This is a genomic window from Reichenbachiella sp., from assembly GCF_039944555.1.
Lineage (GTDB): Bacteria > Bacteroidota > Bacteroidia > Cytophagales > Cyclobacteriaceae > Reichenbachiella.
The window spans coordinates 139,962-163,003 of record NZ_JBDUYN010000001.1 but is presented as its reverse complement, the minus strand read 5'-3'; the positions used below and the strand labels follow the sequence as shown (position 1 = coordinate 163,003).

At 39.7% G+C, this 23,042-nt stretch carries 16 protein-coding genes; 1 reads left to right on the top strand and 15 read right to left on the bottom strand.

What is annotated here, in order from left to right:
* Position 1: 1 nt before the first annotated feature.
* From ABJD64_RS00625 to ABJD64_RS00570, 12 genes are all read right to left on the bottom strand, one after another.
* On the bottom strand, positions 2 to 2,101 hold the full coding sequence (locus tag ABJD64_RS00625) for a penicillin-binding protein (protein WP_348182108.1): 2,100 nt from the start codon (positions 2,099 to 2,101) through the stop codon (positions 2 to 4).
* Positions 2,088 to 2,462, bottom strand: coding sequence for an FtsL-like putative cell division protein (locus ABJD64_RS00620; RefSeq protein ID WP_348182107.1), 375 nt, complete (start codon positions 2,460 to 2,462; stop codon positions 2,088 to 2,090). Before ABJD64_RS00620 ends, ABJD64_RS00625 begins: the two co-directional genes overlap by 14 nt.
* A gap of 2 nt (positions 2,463 to 2,464) precedes the next feature.
* A complete protein-coding gene (rsmH, locus tag ABJD64_RS00615) occupies positions 2,465 to 3,373 on the bottom strand; it encodes a 16S rRNA (cytosine(1402)-N(4))-methyltransferase RsmH (RefSeq protein WP_348182106.1) in 909 nt (302 codons plus the stop codon).
* The gene (gene mraZ, locus ABJD64_RS00610) at positions 3,370 to 3,813 is read right to left on the bottom strand and encodes a division/cell wall cluster transcriptional repressor MraZ (RefSeq protein ID WP_348182105.1); all 444 of its coding nucleotides are present in this window, start codon (positions 3,811 to 3,813) and stop codon (positions 3,370 to 3,372) included. The genes rsmH and mraZ overlap by 4 nt, the downstream gene beginning before the upstream one ends.
* 446 nt (positions 3,814 to 4,259) lie before the next feature.
* Positions 4,260 to 4,418, bottom strand: a complete 159-nt coding sequence (locus tag ABJD64_RS00605) for a hypothetical protein (RefSeq protein ID WP_348182104.1) — start codon at positions 4,416 to 4,418, stop codon at positions 4,260 to 4,262.
* Positions 4,419 to 4,634: 216 nt separating this feature from the next.
* On the bottom strand, positions 4,635 to 5,294 hold the full coding sequence (locus ABJD64_RS00600) for a hypothetical protein (RefSeq protein ID WP_348182103.1): 660 nt from the start codon (positions 5,292 to 5,294) through the stop codon (positions 4,635 to 4,637).
* 22 nt (positions 5,295 to 5,316) lie between these two features.
* Positions 5,317 to 5,649, bottom strand: coding sequence for a hypothetical protein (locus ABJD64_RS00595; protein WP_348182102.1), 333 nt, complete (start codon positions 5,647 to 5,649; stop codon positions 5,317 to 5,319).
* A 29-nt stretch (positions 5,650 to 5,678) separates the two neighbouring features.
* Positions 5,679 to 5,921, bottom strand: a complete 243-nt coding sequence (locus ABJD64_RS00590; protein WP_348182101.1) for a hypothetical protein — start codon at positions 5,919 to 5,921, stop codon at positions 5,679 to 5,681.
* Positions 5,922 to 5,951: 30 nt separating this feature from the next.
* Positions 5,952 to 6,515, bottom strand: coding sequence for a hypothetical protein (locus ABJD64_RS00585; protein WP_348182100.1), 564 nt, complete (start codon positions 6,513 to 6,515; stop codon positions 5,952 to 5,954).
* A gap of 219 nt (positions 6,516 to 6,734) precedes the next feature.
* A complete protein-coding gene (locus tag ABJD64_RS00580; protein ID WP_348182099.1) occupies positions 6,735 to 9,803 on the bottom strand; it encodes an AAA family ATPase in 3,069 nt (1,022 codons plus the stop codon).
* Between the two features lie 2 nt (positions 9,804 to 9,805).
* On the bottom strand, positions 9,806 to 11,545 hold the full coding sequence (locus ABJD64_RS00575; protein WP_348182098.1) for a hypothetical protein: 1,740 nt from the start codon (positions 11,543 to 11,545) through the stop codon (positions 9,806 to 9,808).
* 245 nt (positions 11,546 to 11,790) lie between these two features.
* Entirely contained in the window at positions 11,791 to 12,252 is a 462-nt protein-coding gene (locus ABJD64_RS00570; protein WP_348182097.1) for a recombinase family protein, read from the bottom strand.
* Positions 12,253 to 12,566: 314 nt separating this feature from the next.
* On the opposite strand from ABJD64_RS00570, the gene ABJD64_RS00565 reads away from it, so the two are divergent.
* A complete protein-coding gene (locus tag ABJD64_RS00565) occupies positions 12,567 to 13,208 on the top strand; it encodes a hypothetical protein (protein ID WP_348182096.1) in 642 nt (213 codons plus the stop codon).
* Positions 13,209 to 13,544: 336 nt separating this feature from the next.
* Here the strand turns inward: ABJD64_RS00565 and ABJD64_RS00560 are convergent, their stop codons facing one another.
* The 3 genes from ABJD64_RS00560 to ABJD64_RS00550 all read right to left on the bottom strand — a co-directional run bounded on the left by ABJD64_RS00560 (position 13,545) and on the right by ABJD64_RS00550 (position 22,705).
* Positions 13,545 to 14,294: a DUF2807 domain-containing protein gene (locus ABJD64_RS00560; protein WP_348182095.1), complete on the bottom strand. Its 750-nt coding sequence runs from the start codon at positions 14,292 to 14,294 to the stop codon at positions 13,545 to 13,547.
* Positions 14,295 to 14,649: 355 nt separating this feature from the next.
* Entirely contained in the window at positions 14,650 to 17,085 is a 2,436-nt protein-coding gene (gene pbpC / locus ABJD64_RS00555) for a penicillin-binding protein 1C (RefSeq protein ID WP_348182094.1), read from the bottom strand.
* Complete coding sequence (locus ABJD64_RS00550; RefSeq protein WP_348182093.1) at positions 17,048 to 22,705, bottom strand: alpha-2-macroglobulin; 5,658 nt, start codon at positions 22,703 to 22,705, stop codon at positions 17,048 to 17,050. Before ABJD64_RS00550 ends, pbpC begins: the two co-directional genes overlap by 38 nt.
* Between the last annotated feature and the right edge of the window lie 337 nt (positions 22,706 to 23,042).

Here is a 23,042-nt window from a genome sequence, read left to right as displayed (position 1 = left end):
TTCATCCCAGCGTCAAATTGATTTCATTGGCATTGTTGATATTCGATCCCGGCAAAACGGATTGTTGGGTCACTCGACCAGAACCTGAATAGCTTACTTTCAAATTTTTGTTTTCCAATAGATATAAGGCGTCACGTAAGGTCATTCCTCTCACGTCCGGCACTACTGTATCTTTGGTATCAAGCTTTGACCAGTCAATGGAATTATTGTTGATTTTGGCTTTAACCCACTCCGAGTCTTCGTCCAAATGGTTCGAAATTCCAATGGTATTGCAGATCAGCGATAAGTCTTCATGTTCTCCTGCTCTGATCACCGGGAACACACCTTCTACTACTTCTTGCCCTTCAAACGGATCATTGAGTTCCACATCAAGTGCATATATTTTGTCAGCGATGTTTTTGAATACAGGTGCAGAAACATCGCTTCCGTAGATTCTGAACTTTTTAGGATTGTCTATGACGACAATACAACTATACTTAGGATTGTCCGCAGGAAAATAACCGGCAAAGGAGGTATAATATTTATTGATGTATCGTCCATTTTTTACGTGCTTGGCGGTTCCGGTTTTACCGGCTATTTTGTAGTAGGAATCATTGATATTTTGAGCGGTTCCTCGTTCTACTACCCCTTCGAGCATTTCTCTTACCTTGTTGAGTGTAATCTGGGAGCATATCTTTTTATTAATCACTCGGGTTTCGAAAGTCTTGATCGTCTTATCTGTAGACATCACACTTTTCACCAGAATAGGTTGTATCATTCTGCCATTATTTGCTATGGCATTGTAGAGCGTAAGGGTGTGCAATGGGGTCATGGTTAGCTCATATCCATGAGACATCCACGGAAGGGATATGCCGCTCCAGGAAGAATCTGCAGGGCTTTTGATGTAAGGCTTACCTTCTCCAATCAACTGAAAGCCAAGTGGTTTGGTCAGTCCCATTTTTGTCATGTAGTCGATAAAGGTTTGGGGCTTATCTCCAAACTCTCCTTCTATCAATTTGGCTGTTCCTATATTCGAGGACTTCTCAAATACTTCTTGTACAGAAAGCATCCCATATCCACCAGGCTTGTGATCCTTCATCACCTGATCGTAAAATTGCATCGTGCCGTCGCCGGTATCTACAGAATCGTAGAGACTGGTGTTTACTTCTTCGAAAAGTGCAATCATACTGGCCAATTTGAAAGTGGAGCCTGGTTCTCTCGATCCCTGGCTACCTACTGCGTAGTTGTAGTTTTCATAATAGCCGCCCTGGTTTCTTTTACTGAGGTTTGAAATGGCTTTTATTTCGCCTGTTGCCACTTCCATTACCACAACACAGCCATAGTCAGCATCATTGTGCGTGAGGGCCTTAAGCAGTGCTGATTCTGCAACGTCTTGTAGATCAACATTGATGGTAGTTACGATATCTAATCCATTTTTTGGCTTGACCTCGGTTCCATCATATACAGGTTTCCAGCTTCCTCCAGATATTTTTTGATAGAGTGCCTTACCATTTCTACCCATAAGGTCTTTGTTGAAACTGTATTCCAATCCGACTACTCCCCTGTTGTCCTCATTGATCGTGCCGATGGTGCGGTAGCCTAAATAAGAAAAAGGTCGAAACCTTTTATCCACCTTTTCAAAAATTACCCCACCTTTCATTCGACCCTCTTCGAATATGGGCCATTGGGACATCTGTTTCTTAGTTTGGTAGTTGATTTCCTTTCGATTGAGCGTCAGATAACGCCTACCTGACTCCCGGGCATCTATGATACGACGTTTGTAATCTTTGGCTGAATAATCTTTGAATTGCCGGGCCAATCGCTCTGCCAACTCATTGATTCCGTTGTTAAACACCCTCTCATTGGACAAAGAGGGGTCAATGGCTACTTTATAAAAGGGTAATGAGGTGGCCAAGAGGCTTCCGTTGTCAGAATAAATATTTCCTCGAGTTGCTTTTACATTGCGGTACTGCAAGCCAATGCTTTCGGCCTTCTTTTTCCACTTGCCACCATCCAAATTCTGGATTTCTACTATTTTATAAACAATGGCAATAGAAAAAAGTAGCACTACCAAATAGGCTACCCGCACTCGGAGCAATATGTTGGACTTAAAGTTCATCATTGCTCTTTATGATTTTAGGAGGCTCTACACTTTCCTTCAGTCCGAGGGTCATGGCCTTTTTAGCGACTTCGGATTGCTTGCTGGTGTACATGTAATCCGCCTTGAGCGTAGTGTAATCGGCTCTGAGGTCTTCTACAGTCACTCTTAGTTTAGTTGCTTTCCTGATATTCTTTTCGGCGTAATGCAGATTGCCGATGTAGATGATGCAAAGGACGGTACTAAACAAAAAAGGCATTAAGAATTGCACAGGAAGGCCCTTGTCAAAGAATTTTTCGACATTAATGAGGTTTTCAAGAAGAGAAAAAAAGCTCCTTCGACTGTTGCCGGTGCCTTGGGATCGCTTATAGGTGTTAGTAGCCATGGTCAGATTTTTTCTGCTATTCTTAATTTTGCACTGCGTGCCCTGTTGTTTTCATTTATTTCTTTGTCACTTGCTGTAATTGGTTTCCTGGTAATGGCTTGTAGTGGTTTACTAACGTTTCCATACAAGTCCTTTTCCAGTTCGCCATAAAACTTTCCTTTGTTAATAAAATTCTTTACCGGTCTGTCTTCCAATGAATGGTAAGACATGATGACCAATCTTCCCTTTTCATTCAATATCTCTGCGCTCTGCACCAACATCTCCTCGAGCGCTTTCATTTCCTCATTCACTTCTATCCGTATGCCTTGAAATACCTGAGCGTAATATTTGTTCTCTCTGCCTCTTGGGACAAATTTCTTTAGTACTCCAAGCAACTGTCCAATGGTCTTAAAAGGCGACAAATGGCGTTCGGCACACAGTGCCGCTGCCAGGGTCTTGGCATTTCTGACCTCACCATACTGGCCGAGAATCCGATGCAATTCTCGTTCCTCGTATTCATTGAGCACATCAGCAGCAGAAATAGTTTGTTGCTGATTCATTCTCATATCCAACGGCCCATCGAATCGGGTAGAAAAACCCCTTTCGGCCGTATTGATTTGATAAGATGAAACACCCAGATCACCCAGGATGCCGTCTACTTTCTTTACGCCCTGAAGGCGTAAATATTTCTTCAGGTTCCTGAAATTGGTTTGAATAAATGTGAAAGAACGATTGTCTATAGTTTCAGCATTCAATCTGGCCTCATGATCCTGATCAAACGCGTACAACTTTCCTTTTTCCCCTAAATGCTTTAGAATCTCTTTGGAATGACCACCTCCTCCAAAGGTGATATCTACATAGATGCCGTCATTTTTGATCGCCAACCCTTCAATACATTCTCTCAGCATTACGGGGTTGTGATATTCACTCATTCATCTAAAAATTTCTTGGCCAAATCCGAATACTCGTCGTTGTCTTCGATCAGGTATTCATCATACAGATCCGGACTCCATATTTCTATCGTATTGCCTGCTCCTACTACCATGACGTTTTTTTTCAGTTTGGCATGGTCTATCCAGCCTTTGGGTATTAAAAAACGGCCTGCGCTATCTAATTCGACGGGTGCGACACTACGAAAAAAGTTTCTTTTCAATTTTCTTTGGGCGGCATCAAAATCACTCAATGAAGCGAACTTGTTGTGTATTTTCTTGTACTCCAGCATGGTATACAAGACCAGGTTGGGATCGAATCCCTTCATGACAACGAGCTCGTTACCAGACACTTCGGGCAGATTGGCTTTAATCTTTGCAGGTAAAACCAATCTCCCCTTAGCATCTAACTTACACTCATATTCGCTTGTAAAAAAAGCCATAGAGTTATAGAAAAATATAAACCACCGATACAAACTTAATGAAGTTTTGGAATTATTCACCACTTTCCTCCACTTTTTACCATAAATTGGAAAAAAATGTAAAAATGTGGGTTTTGCAGCTAAAAAAGGGCACAAAAAAACCACAGATGGGCAATGAATCAATGAGTCAGTGGGCCAGGGTCAATGAGTTAATGAGTTAATGAGTGAATGGATCAATGGGTTAATGAATCATTAAGTCATTGAATCACTGTATTTGTACCAGTTTTCTGGAATTGTTTACTTTTTGATTTAGAAATGTTGATTGTTTGGGATAAATGGCTAATATGGCGCGTATTGGCTATCTCATTGATATTGCTTTATGCCCAGAGCTGATAAAGCTTAGAAAAAGAAAATAGGTTACAAATAGCAAGAATAAGAGCGAAGAACACAAAATAGTGTGATTAAGGTTACTTTGTTTTAGGGCGATAGGTGTCAGTAAGTTTCCCGTATTTATCAACTATACCAGCATGCTGAAGCGTTTTTAGCGCAGTTTCTTTGGGCTGATTGGCCTCTTTCATGGCTTTCTCGAGCGCTTTGACCTGGCGATTGAAACTTACTTCGTCCACAACATGCATTTACGTGACCACTAAGTTATGACATTAGATCATCATATACGCCCACCCTTGGTAGGGGCTTGCGTCTGTATCCAAAAAACCTCAGGACAGCATAGAGTTGATCTTTCCTTTTGACTTTTCGCAGTGCCTTATTCATCTCTCTACTCATTTCAGCCATTTCTTTTGCCAGACCTGAGTTCGCCGAATCATTTCATTCGTTTTGTGAAATTAATCTCTTGAGTGCGGGTTTATTTTTCCATACCCTGGATGTTCTTCTAACGGTTGCGTCATTTTTCCATCAAAGCAATCTTTATTACAATCAAATATGTTATTAATCAAATGGAAGTTAGATGCCAAACACCTTATCTGATTAATTTCAAATTCATCAATTGAAATGATCCCTACACCTTTGGTTTCTGTCCTTATCTCCACATTTTCAATTACGTAGTTGTCCCCATCGCAGATCAAGTCACTCCACCTTTTTTTAACCACTTTTAATAGCAAGTTGAGTGACTCATCTACAATTTTGTCGAGTGCCTTAATTCCCAAATATGTTAAAGCAACATCATAGGCAATATCTGTTAGTGGTATGAAAACCTCAAGTCCTGTTTCATGAGGAAGTAAAATAAAACGAGGACCAAGCAACTTACCATTTTGCGTTGAATCAAATGTTTCAAGAAAGAACCCAACAGATGTAGCTCCTCCATCAATATTCTTTACCTTCTTACTAGCTATTCCATACCTCCAGGAATACTCAGCTTCTAATTCTCTAAACAGATTTGAATAATTATCTTTTGTCTTAACAGGAAATGAAGGAACGAACTTGACGGCTATCAAATAACCTTCATTATAAATTTCACGCTTGGACCCAAAGTTCTTGACATTCATAATTGATTCGTTTTATGAGAGGCTAATCTTTGATATTTCTTATCTCATCAGTATTTAATTCTGTCCAACAAAAATTGCCGCCAGCATCAGTTGACCAAGTTTTAGGTTTGGCCCAAGATGCGTTTAAAGTAACTATTCTGGGACCCATTATTTTACCAGCACGTGGGTGATCTGGAGGATTTTTAAATCCACCAAAATATGGTGGCTCTCCTTTTATCATTTTTCCTTCAATGACAAACTCGATCTCCAAAACTTTTGCATATTTCTCTCTTTCCCAAGAATCTCTTCTAACAAAGAATCCGAATCTGCATCCATTCCGAATATACATTTGATAAATGTTTAGTCTAGCAACCATTTAATTCGTTTTGTAAGACATAACATTCCTCAATTAGGAATCTGAAATGGTGGGTCGTCTAATGAATCACTGTTGTCGTTAAGTGCTTTCTGCATATTAACTAATAAGTCAGACCATGTTTCTGCATGACATCCAAAAGATGCTGTATTATCTTCTCCTCTATAGCAGGCAAATACCCGATCACTTCCCTCGATAGCTTCTAGATATTGGACTCCCGAAGATAAATGTCTTATTAATCCAGGAACATTTTTTCTAAATTCAAGCTTGGTCATATTATTCGTTCTATGAGAGCACTTTTTCAATCATAAAGCAGCAACTATATAAAAGTACGCAAGTATGGCGAATTGCGAAACAAACGAAATAACAGTTGAGAAAATAAGTATTCTACTCAACCTAGCTCGCCCTTCAATCTTAGTGTGAGTTTCTGCAAAATCATTTATTTCATCCCTTTTAAATGCTTTGAATTTGCTCATTTTACGCAAGAGAGATTTAATATTCTCAAAATCCCATTCCGCCATTATTTCCGGGTTATTCGTTACAATAAGATATTGCATCTCATATAATGTCATTTTTTGGAAGATGAATTTTAGTTGTTTTCGTGACAAAAGGTGAAACAGCGTTGAAGACAAAATTGAAATGGTAAAAAAGCCAATAAAGAGCAAGGACTCTATGAGACCGAATTGAACCAATTCTTTGGAATTTGACATCATTAGAATAAACCCGCCAGACGAGACACCTATAATCCAATTGACAAAATTCAGATCTGACAAAACAATCTTTTCCTCTTGCTGAATATCCTTCCTTAGTAAGTTTTGGATGGTATCCAATATGTTAATTTTTTGATCTGATTTGGCCTTGTTAAACATCACTTTCTTCGTTCTGTGAGACTAAATAAATGGTTGAGTGTCGAAAACCAGCAATATATTATTGATCTTGTTTTTAGAATTTACTTCAAAAGTTTGAACCATAGTAGTTGTATTTCCTGGTTTCCAAAAATGAGTAGATCAAAGATCTTCTTATCAAGAGATTTGAATTCTCTATCTGTCATGTGAATTTATCTAGGATGGCACTTTTAGGTTATTTTTTCACCTCTCAAAATGAAATTTCTTAAAATTATCATCACCAAAAAAAGCAAATTTTTTCTCGAATAATCCTGCTAGCTTTTGATTTGCTGTTGCAAATACTACCTGCCTGTTTTCGTGAATAATCATCTCTCGTAAATAATCAAGGAAAGACAAAATATTCAAATCATCTGTATACGTTACAGGATCATCAAACAAAATCAAATTTGGACCTTGTTTCAATTTTTTATTTAACGCTAAAAAGATGGAAAGAGCCAACGCACTGCGTTGACCAGTACTAATTTTGTTTATTGGAACACCTTCTCCATCCGTTCGCCTTTTAAGCAAAACGGAGTTTTGACCTTCACTAAACTTTATCTGAGAGAATTCTTTCGGTGAGTGTATGTTTTGAAATATTTCTTGAATTTCTCTCTCATTGTTTTTAATAAAATCACCTAAGACTTTTGATTCACCGTGGTTTTCTAGAATATCATCTATAACAGCTAATCCATCAGAAATTCTTTTACATTCTGGTTCTAAAGATTTTACTTTTACCTCTGATTTTAAGATTATTTGATTAGCTAAATTTAATTCTTTTTGACTCGATATAGAATTGCTAACATTAGAATACAACTTAAACAGTTGGTCTATTTTTTGAGAAATTTCTATTAAATCTTCATCCTCTGAAAAACTTAAATAGTCCTCTAAATCTTTGAAATAGCGAACTGCCTTTTGAGAAATTTCAATACGATAGGCTAATTCACTTTCATACTCAGAGAAGTTAATGCCTGGTGCTACTTTTTCAATAATTACTTTTCTGGAATTATTTAACTCAGTTGATTTTTCCTCTTCTTTCTTTATTTCTTCTAAAAGTGGGGCCCTTTTTTTCTCTACCCTCGAAAATAATTCTTCGTGCTTAGCTTTGTCGCCAGAAATAAACTTGATTTCAGAAATAGTATTTTCAAGTTCTTCTTTCACATTATTAAAGTCATCTTCATGAAATCCTTTCGCCTGAAGGCCTTCTTTTAGTCGCAAAAGTTCCGATCTGCCCTCTATATTTTTTTCTAATCCATCTTTAGATGAAGTAAATATTTTTTTAATTTCCAACATGCTCAGCTGAGAGTACTCAGATTCAGACAGTATTGAAACCCCTGATTCGATATGCTGTATGTTGGTTATTGATTCATTCGCCCTACTCAATTGATTGTCAAGTCGAATTAACTGAGTATTAAGATTGTCGATGATGACATTTTCATCAGCTTCTTTAGCAATGTTAGAAATCCTTGAAGACAATTCATCAAATGAAAACTGTGTCTCACATAAAGGGCAAAAATCAGCAGCTTTATTAGAAGCTAAATATTGTTTTCCATAAGATTTAATTTCAGAAACAATCTGCTCTAGCTTACTTAAATTTAGTTTTAAGCGCTCAATTTGTTTAGTAAGTTCCTTTCTCCTTTCAGTTAAGTTTTGACGCTCGCTTAATTGTTCGCTCTTAACAGACGCAAAGGTTCTTGGTTTCTGAAATATATCTTGATCAGTAAGCTTTTCAAAATATTCAAATGCCTTCGTGTCTTTTTTGATTTTCATTGAAAGCGTATTAATCCTATCATTCAGATTCCATAAATGAAAACTTGATTGATCGTTATAGAATTTTTTTGCACGTTCTAAGATTTGAAATTGACTGTTGACATCGGCAAATGTCTTCTTTTTAACATTTAGCCTTTCATTTAATGCTTCTAACTGTACTTTATATTCGTTGCACGCTTTTAATGCCTTCGCAAGTTTGGTCAATTCATTCTTAATAGCATGTAAGTTCCGTAACTTGACCGTAGCTAAAAGCTGATTTAAGGAATTGATGAATGATTGAGCCCTTTGGTAATTATCTGTAAAAACTGAAAAAGAATCTTTATGAACTTTAGGTAAGTTTTTCTTCCATTTTATTTCCTTAGAACACGAAATAAAGGCTTTGAAGCTCTCTTCTGGAGTCGAAGCCAATTTAGTGTTCTCTAAAATCTCCTTGCTTTTTTTGATTCTGTCTTTCTCCTCATCAATTCCTTTTAATCTACTTCTAAGCTCTGATCCGAGCCGTTCCCTGAAACCCAACAACCTATCTTGAATTCTATTAAATTCAGCTCCAAGCGCTATTGAGGAGAAGTATTTGTTCAAATCACCAGCGCTTGAGTCATGAGACAAATTATAGGCTGCATCTGAGTCGTAAAAATTATACTTATTGAATGCTCGAAAGAGCTCATTCCCCGTTTTATAGGCACTAGAGTACCACACCCTATCTCTTTCTCTATATTTTGCATTTTTTCCTGGAGTATAGGTATCTGTGAATTTATCATTATACAATGCCTCAATGCAGCCATACTCTTCATTAAAGGAAGGATTTCTATTGCTCTTTCCCGCAATTAGTAACTCAATGGCTTCCAAAAAGGAGGTTTTTCCGGTACCATTAACTCCTGTTACCAAATTTACCTTTCCTAAATTGAAATCTCTTTTAAGAGGATGCCTTCTAAAGGTATCGCTGAGGTTTAGAGATAAAATATTATTAATGATTAATTCCTTATCTTCTTCAGATTTATTGTTTTCAGTATCTATATCTTTTATTACCTCGTCTGATAAAAACCTTGGGATTGCCTGGGCGTAAGGTGCATCTGAATAAGATTCATCAAGATCAACTTGTCTTAATTTCTCTTTCCAAACACTAGTTATATCAGAATCAACCGTTTTTTCTGAGTGCTGATAACCAAAATAGTCGTTGAACTCATCAGGGGTAAATAAAAATTTTCGAGTATAAATTCCGTCTTTTTCTATCTTTTGTTTTTCTCCCTCCTCATATGAATCACGGAGAAAAATGAGATAATAATTCCACTGTAAGTATCCAGGAGCTTTATAGTATTCACTGGAAATATATTTTTCTTGGTATTCTCTAAGGTCGAATGAGAAATCATGATCTCCATAATCAATGAAATAAGTGCCTAATGCAAATTGATTGAAAACATGTTTCCCAATCAATAAATCAGTATTTTCTATAAAGTTGACGTCTTCTAATTTAGATGAGACAATTTCTCTTATGGCTTCTTTATTCATAATCAAACATTTGATATCGAAATTGGATCAACAGTAGAATCGTCATTTACACTTGGTGGCAAGACCTCACAAACTGGCTTTATATCAGTAGCGTTTTCTTTATACCAAACAACCACTAATTTTTTTGACTGATCTTCTTTATCAAACAAATTTTGTAATTGGCGCAAAATTTTTAAGGCTGACCCTTCATTATTTCGGCCAATATAGGCGACTGTTGCACGATGTTTGGCATCACTAGTGACGAGGTTATATTTATAGTTATATCCACCATCTTGATAAAACATTACTTCACCACAATTTCCTTTAAACGCTATTAAATTTTCGGGAAACAATTCTTCATCAGGGATAATAACGTCATTTAGACAATCTATACATTCAATATAAGCTCTCCGGATTTCTGCGCTTGACTCATCATGCACATAAGTCAGCCTATTAACGCCTTCATTTTCATCTTGAACAAACGTTTCAAGTTTATCTAGTCTGTACCATCTCTTATCATCCTTTTTAGCTGAAGCTTTGCCATAAGAAAGATTTACTAATCTTTCTTTGTCAATGAAACTAATCTGCATGTTTTGGAAAGTTGCATTAGCGCAATTTAAGCTTGACAAAAAATCTATAAATCCATCTTCTACTTGATCTATTTCAGTAAAACATACATTATCATCATTCCATGCAAAAACATTCCTGACCTCCGGTCCGGTTCTTCTAATTAATGCTCCATTTACTCCCGCAGATGATGGTTTCTGATTCGAAATCAGAAATACTTCCTCATAAGGGTTGAAATAATATGCATGAGTATTAGCCTTTTTGTTTAAATAATAAAGTCCCTTATTGTGATTATTGATAAACCTATTCTCATTCTCGAAATCCACATCAGAAGTTTTGAATACAATAGACGATTTACTTAAAGGGATTAGTGGTTCTTCCATTCCCGGTAAAGCTGTAGTTCCTGCCCAATTCAGGGAAATAATATCTTTATGTGAATAAGCTATAATAGTCCTTCTATAAGTTTTAAATACTTCATGAGTTGGCTTTGGATTCATTTGAGGACTTAATATAATATAAGGATGCTCGTCCCAACGAAATTCATCTCGAAGTGTATCCGTCACGTCAAAATTTTCGGCTTCAGAACAAATGTTTGTGAATAAATAGATTGAATGTGGAGAATTCCTAAGAACATAAACCTCCCTTCCTGGTATATATTTTTCTCGTTCAAGAGGTGAATCCCAAACCCCCATGTGCTGTGTTTTAAATTGTACTAGTACAACTAACTTTTCGACTTGACCCACTTTTGCTTTGAACACATAACAAATTGGATCGAGTAAAACTCCACCCCCTCCATGATTCAAAGCTTCCTCATCAAAATGAATCAAAACATTATCGTTAGCATGGGTTTGTTGAAATGCGCTTATTTCATCGGGCTTAATAGACTCGCAACAAAGCGCCCAAAGTTTCGAATTATTAGGCCATTTTTCTTGGTCTTCCACTACCGCCACAATCGAATCCCATGGGCATGAGTATTCTGGTGTAAGGGCCAGAGATACATTTTCGGTCTTTGCTAGTTCAATAAATGAAGAAAATTTGGATGAACAGTCTTTTTCATTTCCAAATTTATCATCATCGATGCTAAATACTCCCTTGTGTTGAAATAACAACATTGTATAATTATCTGCATCCTTTTCAAGAACCTCCAGACCTAATTGAATGTTATCTATGACATCATCAATAAATTTGAATTCCATTTATACCCTTTTACTTTTACTGCTTACCAATTCTTGACTAAGCATAACATTGACAATGATCATATATTAAAAAGATCTTCATTTGCGATATTCCAATAAGCTTGAAATGCTTGTTGACTCTACTGGAAAAATAGAATGGACGCATTTCAAATTAAGTTAAAACTCAAAATGCTGTACCCAATTAAGTGATTCTTAATATAAAATGCAATTAATTAACTATGAGTCTAATCAGATATGTCAGAATACTATTTTGCTCCCTCACTCCTCAAGTACTGATACAGTGTGGACCGACTTATCTTCAGCGTCTCAGTAATTTCACTAACTGGCAGCTCTCTCTGATATAAAGTTGTGGCAGCAGTCGCTTTGACTTTATCGTACGAACCTTTCGGCCGCCCGCCTTTCTTTCCCCTGGCACGTGTGGCAGTTAATCCATCTTTAGTCCTTTCACTGAGTACCTGTACTTCCATGGCCTTAAGAATCGCAATGATTTGAAACACCGCCTCTCCCATAGCAGATGTGGTATCAAACACTCCTTCCTGGAGGCTCTTAAATTGAATACCTCTCTCCTTGAATTTGGACAATAGGTTTATGAGCTCTTTAGATGTACGGCCGAGTCGATCCAAACTATAGACCAACACATCAACACAACTAAAATCATCTTTCCGTTTTTTAATGATTAAATAATTATTATTGTAAGACCGGATCATTTCGATCCACTCCTGTCAGTAAATTTTATTGGATCAATCCGCTTAGCGGGCTGCAACGATCACTTTCGATGCTGCAATGACTGCTTTCGGCTGTGCAACGACCATTTTCGGCAATGCAAGGACCATTTTAGGTGTTGCAATGAACACTTTAGGTAATGCATTGAGCATTTATGGCACTGCAATGACTACTTCAGATGCTGCAATGAACGCTTGCCCTAATGCAATGACCACCTTAGATGGTGCAATGACCGTGGTTCGCTTTGCACGGCACTGATCCTGATGTAATTATTTATTTCCAACTAAAAACAATGATTATGAATCAAAATCAAATCAATCAACTTGAAATGTTTCAATCTACTGATGATTATCTCAACACTTATACGGCTGTATGGAGTGTGGTCCCTATTGCCAGTCAGTACAAAACCAACCTGTCCCAGGTGATAGATGCCATTCGTAGCTCAGCACAGGATCAGGAGGCGGCACAGGTATTTATTGGCAGTTCGGTGCTACAAATGAAACACCAGATTGCAGAAAAACTAGACATACTAGACGATGTACTGGAGGCTTATGCAGATGACATAGAAGATGCCGCACTCTTGGTCAAAGCCAGCAACTCAAAATCGGATTACCTGCGCCTTTCCTATGAAGACTTTGAGGTAAAGTCCAAAAACACTATTGACCTGCTGGAAACCCACGTTGAGCAAATGAAGGACTATGGATTGAGTGCCGATCAAATTGACGATGTAAAACTGAGCCTGGGCATGTATCAGGACAAGCGTGGCAAACCTCGTTCTTATCGCATAGCGTCCAGAGTGGCCACCCAGAGCCTAAAAGACCAATTCAGCGAGGGCAAGATGGCTATCACGAGGCTCGACCGGGTCATGAAGCGATTCAAGCGCTCCAATGCATCATTTTATAACGGATATCTGGCCGCCAGAACAGTAGTGAATGACTAATACACCAGACTTCGACGGTCATGATTGACACCACTTAGCCAAAGTTTTTAAATTTTGGCTAAGTTTTAAAAACCCCGCCGTCTTCCCGCGCTGGTCTAAGTATGAAAAGGAAGATCTGGTTCAAGATTATTTCCTTTGGAAGGCCAATGGCCTATCACGGATCTTTTCTTTTGATTGGGTCAAAGTTGAATGGAGCTCAAGATCAGAATCCGCACGCGGTTCCGTTACTCTCAAACGTGTGCTATTGAGACTTATAAAGTCTTAGCGGACTCTACGACCAGAGGGAGCTCAAGACCAGAAGGGAGCACCCCTATCCCCATGGCTGACATACGAATGTCAGTCCTCTGCTTTTTTAACCGTGCCAGAACTAGTAGCATTCACTTTCAACGTCGGATCTCCCTTGTAATACACTTTTCCGCCACTGACTACATTGGCCACTAGCGATTCCGAAACCGAAACCTCGGCCCGGCCGTTGCCATGTGCTTGCGCTATCAAGGACTTGCACTGCAGACCAAAGCCCTTGTACACACCTGAAGTATTGGCATTTACCTTGAGAGACTCAACTTTGCCGGTGATATCCAATCTTCCTTTTCCGGATATGGTTGCGTCCAATTTAGTGGCTTCAATGGCCAATTGGGCTTTTGCCGACCTACCAATGGACACGACTGCAGATTGGGTTTTAGCGGTCATGTCCAGCTTCCCACCAGTGGTAACGACTATTTTCAAACTACTGGCAGTTGGCGCGTCCTTTACGCTGAGGGTTGCCTTATTGCTGACTGCAATTCCTTCTGTAGCACTCGTCGTATAAATTTTGGCGCCGACGGATACCCCTTCCAGCTTTTTTGTGTTCTTAAATGTCAGAAGTAGCTGACCTTCTACAATCTCAGAGGTCACTTTATCCTCCTTGGTTCCGCTGACGACCAGCACTACTTTATTCGAGGTGCCTTTGAGCAACTCTGCCTGAATGCCATAGTCCACAGACACGGCTTTAAAATCTCCTAATGGTCTCTCTACCTCCTGCTGAGCAAACAGTGGTGTACTGCTGGAAATGACGAAAATTGCGAATAATGCGGTTAGGTTTCTCATAAAAAAAATGTTGGTTGGACTAATTAACTCGGTTACGTAACGCCAATCGATTCAATATATTCTACAATACTTCAGTTCTTCCATGTCTAACTTACATGGTGTAATACCAAGCTTTTCTGATTAGATCGAGCGTTTACTTTACCATCTACGATTAGCCTATCAACAATCTTTAGGAAAGTATCTAGCATTTATTTTCTCGTTTCGTGAGGCTTTGTCCTTCAAGAAAATTAACCAAATAGGATAGCGCCTAAGCCAGAATTCGCACGCGTTACTGTTGCTCTCAAACGCGCCTTTAGATTACATCCACAATAAATAATTATATTTTCATAGTAAGTAAAACAGCAGAGGTGAACTATCAATTCATCGCCAAGCCTATTTTGACCTTTCGGGAGTTGGTTCGCCCTTTGTCGTCTACCACACCGATTTGGAATGTTCCTGGCCGTAATGACCAAAATTGCGTCTCATCCGGGGCAGATTTACCAATAAATTGTTGGTCGACAAACCAGTAAATTTCATTGACATCAGCATCAACGGTAGCTCTCAGCGGAAGATTGTTGAACATCGTTTCGCTTGGTGACATCAAATATTCTGTTTCAGACATGGGAGAGATAATTTTTGGGGCTAACCCTCGATTGGATTGCCCCAAAAGATAGTTATTACCTTCTTTTCCGGCAGGGTCGTAAATCGGAGGTGTTTTGCGCGGAACACCGGCCTTCCTGAAGATTTTCAATAAATCCGTCGGCCAAAATTCAAATACTTCGGTTTTAATATATTTTCCCGCAGCATAGGCACGATAACCGGTTTTGGTATTGATAAATACCTCTCTGCAGATGCTACATTTTACGATTGAGGATTTGCCCGGAATAAAATGCGTCGTCAATTTTCTTTTGCAATGTGGATGGGCAATTTGGCCCGAAGCAGCACAGACTTCGACTTCACGAATACCCGGAGGCATCCAATGCAGCTGGTGCGAAATCTCATAGTCAGGAGACTTGGCATTTTCACTCATGATATTTTTGGCGATTTCAAAAAGCAAGGGTGCAGCCAACTGGCGGCCGTTGAAAACAGGGTTGCCGTATCCATTGAAATTACCTAACCAAACTGCTAGAATGTACTTATCAAAAATGGCGATTGACCAGCAATCCTTGAATCCGATAGATGTTCCGGTTTTGTAACCGACGGACACCAAATCCACTTCTGAGTTGTAATTGTTGCCATAGGCCAACAAAGTATTACTGTTTGGTTGCGGGTTTTTCATCAATATTTGACGTGTAAGCCAGCAAGCCTGTGGAGTCAAATACTGTCGATCATGAGGCAGGTTGACATGGTTATCAGCCGTGAAGGTTTCGTTGGTTTTTTGATAGATACCATTGTTGGCCAAGATGCCATACATGGACACCAATTCTTTCATGCTAAACTCAGCGCTGCCCAACACGATCGACAACCCATAGTGATCTTTGGCTTTTAGATTGCCAAGGTCCAGCGTATGCAAAAAGTCATACAGATCAGGCTCTTTAATTCTTGAGGCCAGCGAAACTGCCGGAACATTTCTGCTGTTGATGAGTGCCTCCCATGTTTTGACTGGTCCTTTAAAATCTAATTCATAATTATCAGGTGCGTAATTGGAAAAACTCGTCGGTGCATCCTTCAACATGGTCATGGGATGAATTAGCCCTTGATCCATGGCCAGGGCATAAACCAAAGGTTTTAAGGTCGAACCTGGAGAACGTCGAGCACTTGTACCATCGACCTGACCCTGGATCTTCTCATTGAAAAAATCCACCGAACCCAACTTGGCCAAGACCTCCATATTGTTTTCATAGTCAACCAACAATACAGCAGCATTTTCAACCCCTAGCCGCTTTTTTCGCTGGACGTACCTTTGGGTCAACCTGGTGACCAGTTTTTGCATTTTCCAATCCAGTGTGGTGTAAATCCGATCTTCCTTTTTGTATTTCCTCAATACCGAGCCGGAAAAATGCGGTGCACGATAGGGTACAAAATAACTCGTACTCAACGGCATTTTGGAATGAGTGATTTGATCAGGTTCGGGCTTGGCGTCTGTTTTATCTTGCCATAAGTTGTATAGCCGTAATCGAGATTCGGTCAATTCAGACGGAATTTGTTGATTTCTGGGATTGTATTTCGAAGGGCTTTGTGGTAAGACACTCAAAAACAGAGCCTCTTGCAATGTAATTTCTGAGAGCTCTTTTTCGAATATGATGATTGATGCAGCACCAAATCCTTCAATGTTCCCTCCACAAGGGGCCAAATTGATGTAAGCCTCGAGAATGTCATCTTTTGAAAAGTACAATTCGAGGTACAAAGCGTAAAACATCTGTTTGAGCTTGCCCAAAACATTTCTCGTCTTCAATCCAAATTGTAAACGGGCGACCTGCATGGTGATTGTCGATCCACCCATTTTGACATCCCGCTTGATGTAGGTTTCATAAATTGCCCTTAATGTTGCAATCGGGTTGACACCAGGATGATAATAGAAGTATTGGTCCTCTTTGAGTAAAATGGCTTCTTTGATCAGCGGGCCAGCCGAATTGATATGCGAATACAGCCTGTATTTATCGTCTCCTGACAATGTAATGCGTAGCACGCTTTTGTCACGAGAATATACTATCCGTGAGTAATCTTTATCAGATAAAATACCCTCTGATGGTTTGAACCAAAAGTAGGCAATCATCAATCCCAGGAGTAAACTGATTCCCAAAAATCGTTTACTCCTGAGTCTGATCCGATAATTATTTAACTGTAAAACGTTCATTAGGAGAATAGCCATAAATCGTTCGATCATACATCGACTCACCATAAAGTGGAGGCACAATAAAGTCGCCTTTGTTGATAGCCCTCACCTTGTAAACCATCTCCTGAATTTGAGTATCAACTGTACCATAAAATACGACTCGATCTTCTCTCACATCCACATAGTCCGGAGTCCAGGTACCCGATAGTTCATTGCGCAAAGAAGCTGCATCAACTTCTAATCCGGCTGGCAGCAAATCAATGATCGCTACATCATGCAGTCGTCGGTTATTGATACTTCTGAATTTGAGGTGTACTTCAATCTCCTCGCCCAAAGTCGCCTCTTGCGTATTGTCACCAGACAATGTTTGATAGGTTTTCGAAACTTCTATTTCGGTCTTGACATTATTGTCTGGTAGCTCCAATTCAAAACCAGCCTGAACCACCTGATAGTAAGCCGTTCTGTCCTCTTCGCCAACAAAAAGTAACTTTTGGGTATTGGCAGCAAAATCCATTTCAGGAAATTTACCGGTAGGAATCTTCAACGGAATCGAATTCTTTTCAGAAATGATCTGACTGATGCTGACTTTGCCTGCTGAAGGTTCATTGGTGGCTCTTGAAAATTCACTAATGCCCATAATGCTAAATGATGAATTCAGGGTATTGTAGTTATCGCTTTCCAGGTATCCTACGATTTTTTGTAAGATTTCATCTGATACATTACCCAGCAAATCCGGTGCATGCTTCGCGCAGATGTACAAGACTTGTGCATTGTGCACCAAACCATCATGGTAATTCCAAGTAATGCTGCGCTTAAAGAAATTAGTTCCTAAAACATCGCTCAACAAGCTTCTTCCTTCATCTTCCTGTTGCATCATCAGGTAAGTACCGGCCATGTATCCGGCTGTCAGGTCTTTTTCCCAATCTTCAAACTTATCATCAAGTTCATCTCTCAACGAAGTGATGTAATTGGTAGTAACGATTTCATTCATGGTGAGTATGTAAATGGCATACGCCTGAATGCGATACTCGTACATGTGTTCCAAATCAGAGTTTCGGGCAATTCTCTTAAGTGCTTCAATGGTTCTGTCATACAAATTTTCCGAAACGGCATAACCTGAATTTTTGCACTGCGTGATGAAATGAGCGCCATACACCGTAATAAAATCTGAAGTATGCGAATTGGCTGCCCATATACCAAACTTACCTTCGCCATTTTGTCTGGCCTGAAGCACTTTTAGCGTATAGCTGATTTTGTCACGCAATTTCTTTTGGTCAATTTCATAACCGGACACATCCTTGAGCAGCAAGTAAGGGAATCCCTGGCTCACCAGCTGCTCAGTACAACCGTATGGGTATTTGTCTAGATACTGAACCAATCCATTGCTTAGTCCCAGAGGGAGGAACGAAACCGAGGTATTCAATTCACGGTATTCCTCATACATTCTCCTGGGTGTTTCAACTTCCACTTTTTCTTTGCGAACAGTACCCGTTTTGACTTCTGTACGATATGGGATCGCCGGCCTGACACTCAGATACGAAGCCAAAGAGGCTTTTTCCTTACTGGAACTGGCTTTGAACTTCAATGATGCACCGCCAAGTACTTTGTTGACGCTGACTTGAAAATGTATGGTTGTATCCTTGTCCTCACTAATTGTTAGTCTCCTGCTGGCAGGATGAACTGTTAAGTGCGGAGAGGAAACTACCTCAAGATTGACAGGTAATTTTTCTCCTGACCCAGACAGGGTGTTGGTCACCGTCACCGAAATCTGAAACGAATCCGAAGGCGCAGCATACAATGGCACATTCGGACTGATAACGAAAGGATTTTTGACAATTGACTTTTTCTCAACCGTACCGATGGCATCTGCAGAAACAGCCACTGCCATGACACGCAAGGTCCCATTGAAATAATCAGGCACAGTATATTCCAGTTTTCGCTCTCGTTGATCCGTTGTGACAATGCCAGACCAGAACACCACCGGTTTGTGTTGCTTCCTTTTGAATGGATTCAGATTCTTGCTAATCTCTTCCATTCCAGCGTCTCCACCCATGGCTGACAAATTTTGTGAAAGCGAATATTCCGGAAGAATCAAATCCAACAATTGGGAAGTTTTCACTTCCAAAGCACTTTTCTTAAAGAAATGAGCCAAAGGGTCTGGCGTTTGATAATTGGCAACTTGAAGGATGCCTTCATCTACAGCGAAAATAGCAATCTTAGCTGGTTTTTCGGTTTTGAATTTAATTGGAAACACCTCCCCAGACCGCGCTTTTGCAGGAACATCCAGCGTGATCGCATTTATCCTGTTTTTCTTGCTTATGGCAAAAGGTGCGATGCCATAGCTCAATGGCGTCATGTATATGTTTTTGGAATCTGCTGCTCTTACAAAAGCCACATTGACATACCCATTGCCTTCGAGGCCATTTGGCACTTTGATCTTTATCAAAAATGAATTGGTCTCGCTTTTAAACCATTTTGAATAGTAAACTTTGTCTTTTTCGATCGTGATGATCCCTGCACCTTTATATGGTGCTTTTACAAAGATTTCGATTTCTTCACCTGGGTTGAAATCCGATTTATTCAACTTGATATCGAGTTCGGCGGTTTTGTCCAGCGAACGCGTTATGTTACCGACACCCACAACTGAAAATCCTAATTTCGAGAGCTCAACACCATCAGTGTCTTTCGTGATGAGTTCATATTCTCCAGGCTCGTCCGTGGGCAAAGCAAAATCAAGTCCAGTGGCCTGGATATTCTTTGTGGTACTCGAAATCGGAATTCTTTTTGAGACGGATTTGTAAGCATAGATGCCATTTGGCATTTTAGTCAAAACTGATACCTGATCGATGCGATTGACAATGAACTGCAAATCAGAAACTGCTGTTTTTTCTGAATCTGCATTGATAGCGATGAATTTGACGGATCGCTCAGAATTCTTGTAGATGTATGACAAATCACCATTGGTCCGGGTCCCGATCATATAATTCAAAGAAGAAACCAAGACGCTGGATTGGGTCGTCACATTTCTGCCACTTTCTTTTTCAAAACCATCTGCAACAAATCTCAAATTGTAGGTAGCGGCATCAAATCGTTCCAGGTTAAGATCGAAGATAGCCTTTCCTTGCTCGTCAGTGGTTTGATCCGGAAGTGTTTCTGAATAGGAAATTCGAGCAGTCAGAGGATCATGGAACCTGAAGTCACGGTATGCAGGGAATCTCATTCTTCCGGGTGAGAAGGTAATTCTTGATGCAATGCGATTGCCACTCGCCGGTGAGCCGAACAAATTTCTTAAACTGACCTGTACATTGATATCTTTTGGCGAAATCCATGCCTTATCTCCCCTTCCTGTAAACACGCTCGAAATCGTGAGTCGATCTGGTTGGAATTCTTCTACTGAAACAGTCGTAGAACCAATGCTATGGTAACGTCGCTCGTTGTTGATGGTATAGAGGTTGATTTGATATACACCAGTCGGAGACGAGTTTTCAGTGATGTATTTGATTTCTTCAAAACCACTGCTATTTAATTTGAATTTCTTTTTAAAGATTTCCAAACCTCTTGGATCAACGATACTTGCCTCTAATGGTGTGTTTTCGAGCCTCTTTCTCCAATCACCAGCTTTGACAATCATGCCAATGTTGAATTCGTCCCCCGGACGATAAATTCCACGCTCAGAAAACAAGTACGCATTCAGTTTTTTTGGATCGGAAGCGCCATGGACACCACCTACATCGAATTTGGAGTAATTGAGCCAGCGTCCTGAGGCCTTTACCGGCAAAAAGGACAAATCATCTCCTTTGGTGACTACAAACGCCACAGGACTTTTTTCATATCTGAAACTATTGAGAGTAGGGAACGACACATGGCCGTCAATGTCAGTATATGCCGACAGGATAGGTATGCCATTCTTACCCAAAACCTGTACCCTGGCATTAGCAACCGACAATCCTGTTTTGATAGACTGGACAAACAAATCACGATTTTGATTGGCACTTTCTTTCACCAAAATCCCCAAATCACTGACAATGATCAGCCGCTTATCAGATCGATTGCCGCTTCGGTTGCCATAAGTACGTTCGGATTTGACTTTAAAAAAGAATATGCCGTTCTTTCTTTTACCTTGAGCGTCTCTATCCAGGTATTTGGAAAAATCAAAAGAGAAAAAGTCACTTTCGCTTGGATCGATGCTACCTAAATTTCTCCCTTCGTAGAAACTCTCAACAATATTGTCCTCGGAAAACAAACGGTTCCTGAAATTCAAATTGGTCAGATCTCCATTGGATTGGGTAATCAAATGATTGATTTGGTCTGGCAGTACTCTGCCAATTTCGAATCCCACGCGTTCGACGCCCTGGGACACGATGGAAATCTTTTTCTCACCTGTCGACGAGAGAATGATCCCATCATGCATGATCTCTAAGTCAACCGGAAAGTCTTTGAGTTTGACGATCGATTCATAATCCTTGGAAAGGAAATATTTTCCATAAAACTGGGTGCCCTTTTTGATTTTAACATAGATATGTCTTGCTGGTGGGGCCTTCATTTTGTAGCTATTGATAGCCCCATAATCATGCTCCGTCTGCATGGCTTTTAGCTCAATGGGTACCGATAACTTCCTTACCTCGGGCCCTATCTTGGTGACGTCATTCCAATAGTGATTTTTGCTTGCTTCGATACCCGGAGCTTCAGGACGATCGATCGGTAACATGAGCACTTCCATATTTTTCTGCAATTCCGAAGCGCTTATTTTTCCTTTTGTATCGACGACGATTACCTGTTCTGACACATACTTCTCGTTTCTCACTAGGGTTTGCTCAACTGATTGCACACGCACAAAATTGAACATGCCCGGAACCACCACATCAGTTGTTAATGGGGACGCGTGCGTATTGCCTTTCCAGGCACTTTGAATACCCTCTTCGATGGCAATCCTCATACTTACATCATCTTCAGGAATTGGCAATGATTCTGATACGATATAGGCCTGACTGTATACGTCATCATAGGTCACGGAAAACTCATATTCCTGATCCTGAAATGCTTGAACTTCATCATCGAGTTTATAAGGTTTGAGCGAAACTTTACCCTCAAATTCTTCCGGATTGACAGGATGAGAAAAGTTGATCGTAGCAATGACCTGCTTAACATTTTCATCCACCGGATCAATGTGAAATTGACTTGAGCCAATAGATATGCGGAATGATTGAGTCTTGAATGAGCCCTCATATTGTTTTAATAGAATATGATCCGGGAACAAATCCTTCTCCATCTTTATTTCATACTCAGTACCTGGTGACCAATGCTGGACAGGTTCAAAGCTGATTCTGTTGTCTGCGGCCCATCTCCAAACGCCTTCAACTTCCGGGGAAATGGAAATGCCCTGTGGAATCTGAGATTGCACGTCTTCAATTTTAGAAACTGAGCCATTGAACCGAATACCAATTGTGGGTATGTATTCCTGATTGGACAGATCCGGAGCTGATGGGCCGGATACGGTGAAGGTGATCTTCTTTTCTCTTTTTGCCGGTGCTTTGACAAAAAGAATGATCACAAAGACCAATAATAAGACACCGATGGTGATGCCTGCGATTTTGGTCGGTCTGGATTTAAAGAATTTGATGGCTTTTTCTTTGGTGGCTTGATCAAACTTTATCATGCTGACGTATTAGATTTTGGCGAATAGATTTGAACCTGTCAATTTAGGATCAAATGGATTAAATGAGGGTAAAGATTAGAAACTTTATTTGAATCATATGGGTGGACTTTTGAGCAATCGTAAATTCCAAAGAACATAACCCAAAAAGACAGTGCTCAATGAATCAATGAGTCATTGAATCAATGGGTTAATGAGTCATTGACTTAATTGGATGCGCCAGTTTTCTGGAATTGTTGGTTTATCGATTTAGAAGTGTTGATTATTTAGGGAAAACTAGTTCGTTAAAACAAGGTCTGATTTACCTATTATGCTTTTTAGCGTAGTAATTATTATTAAT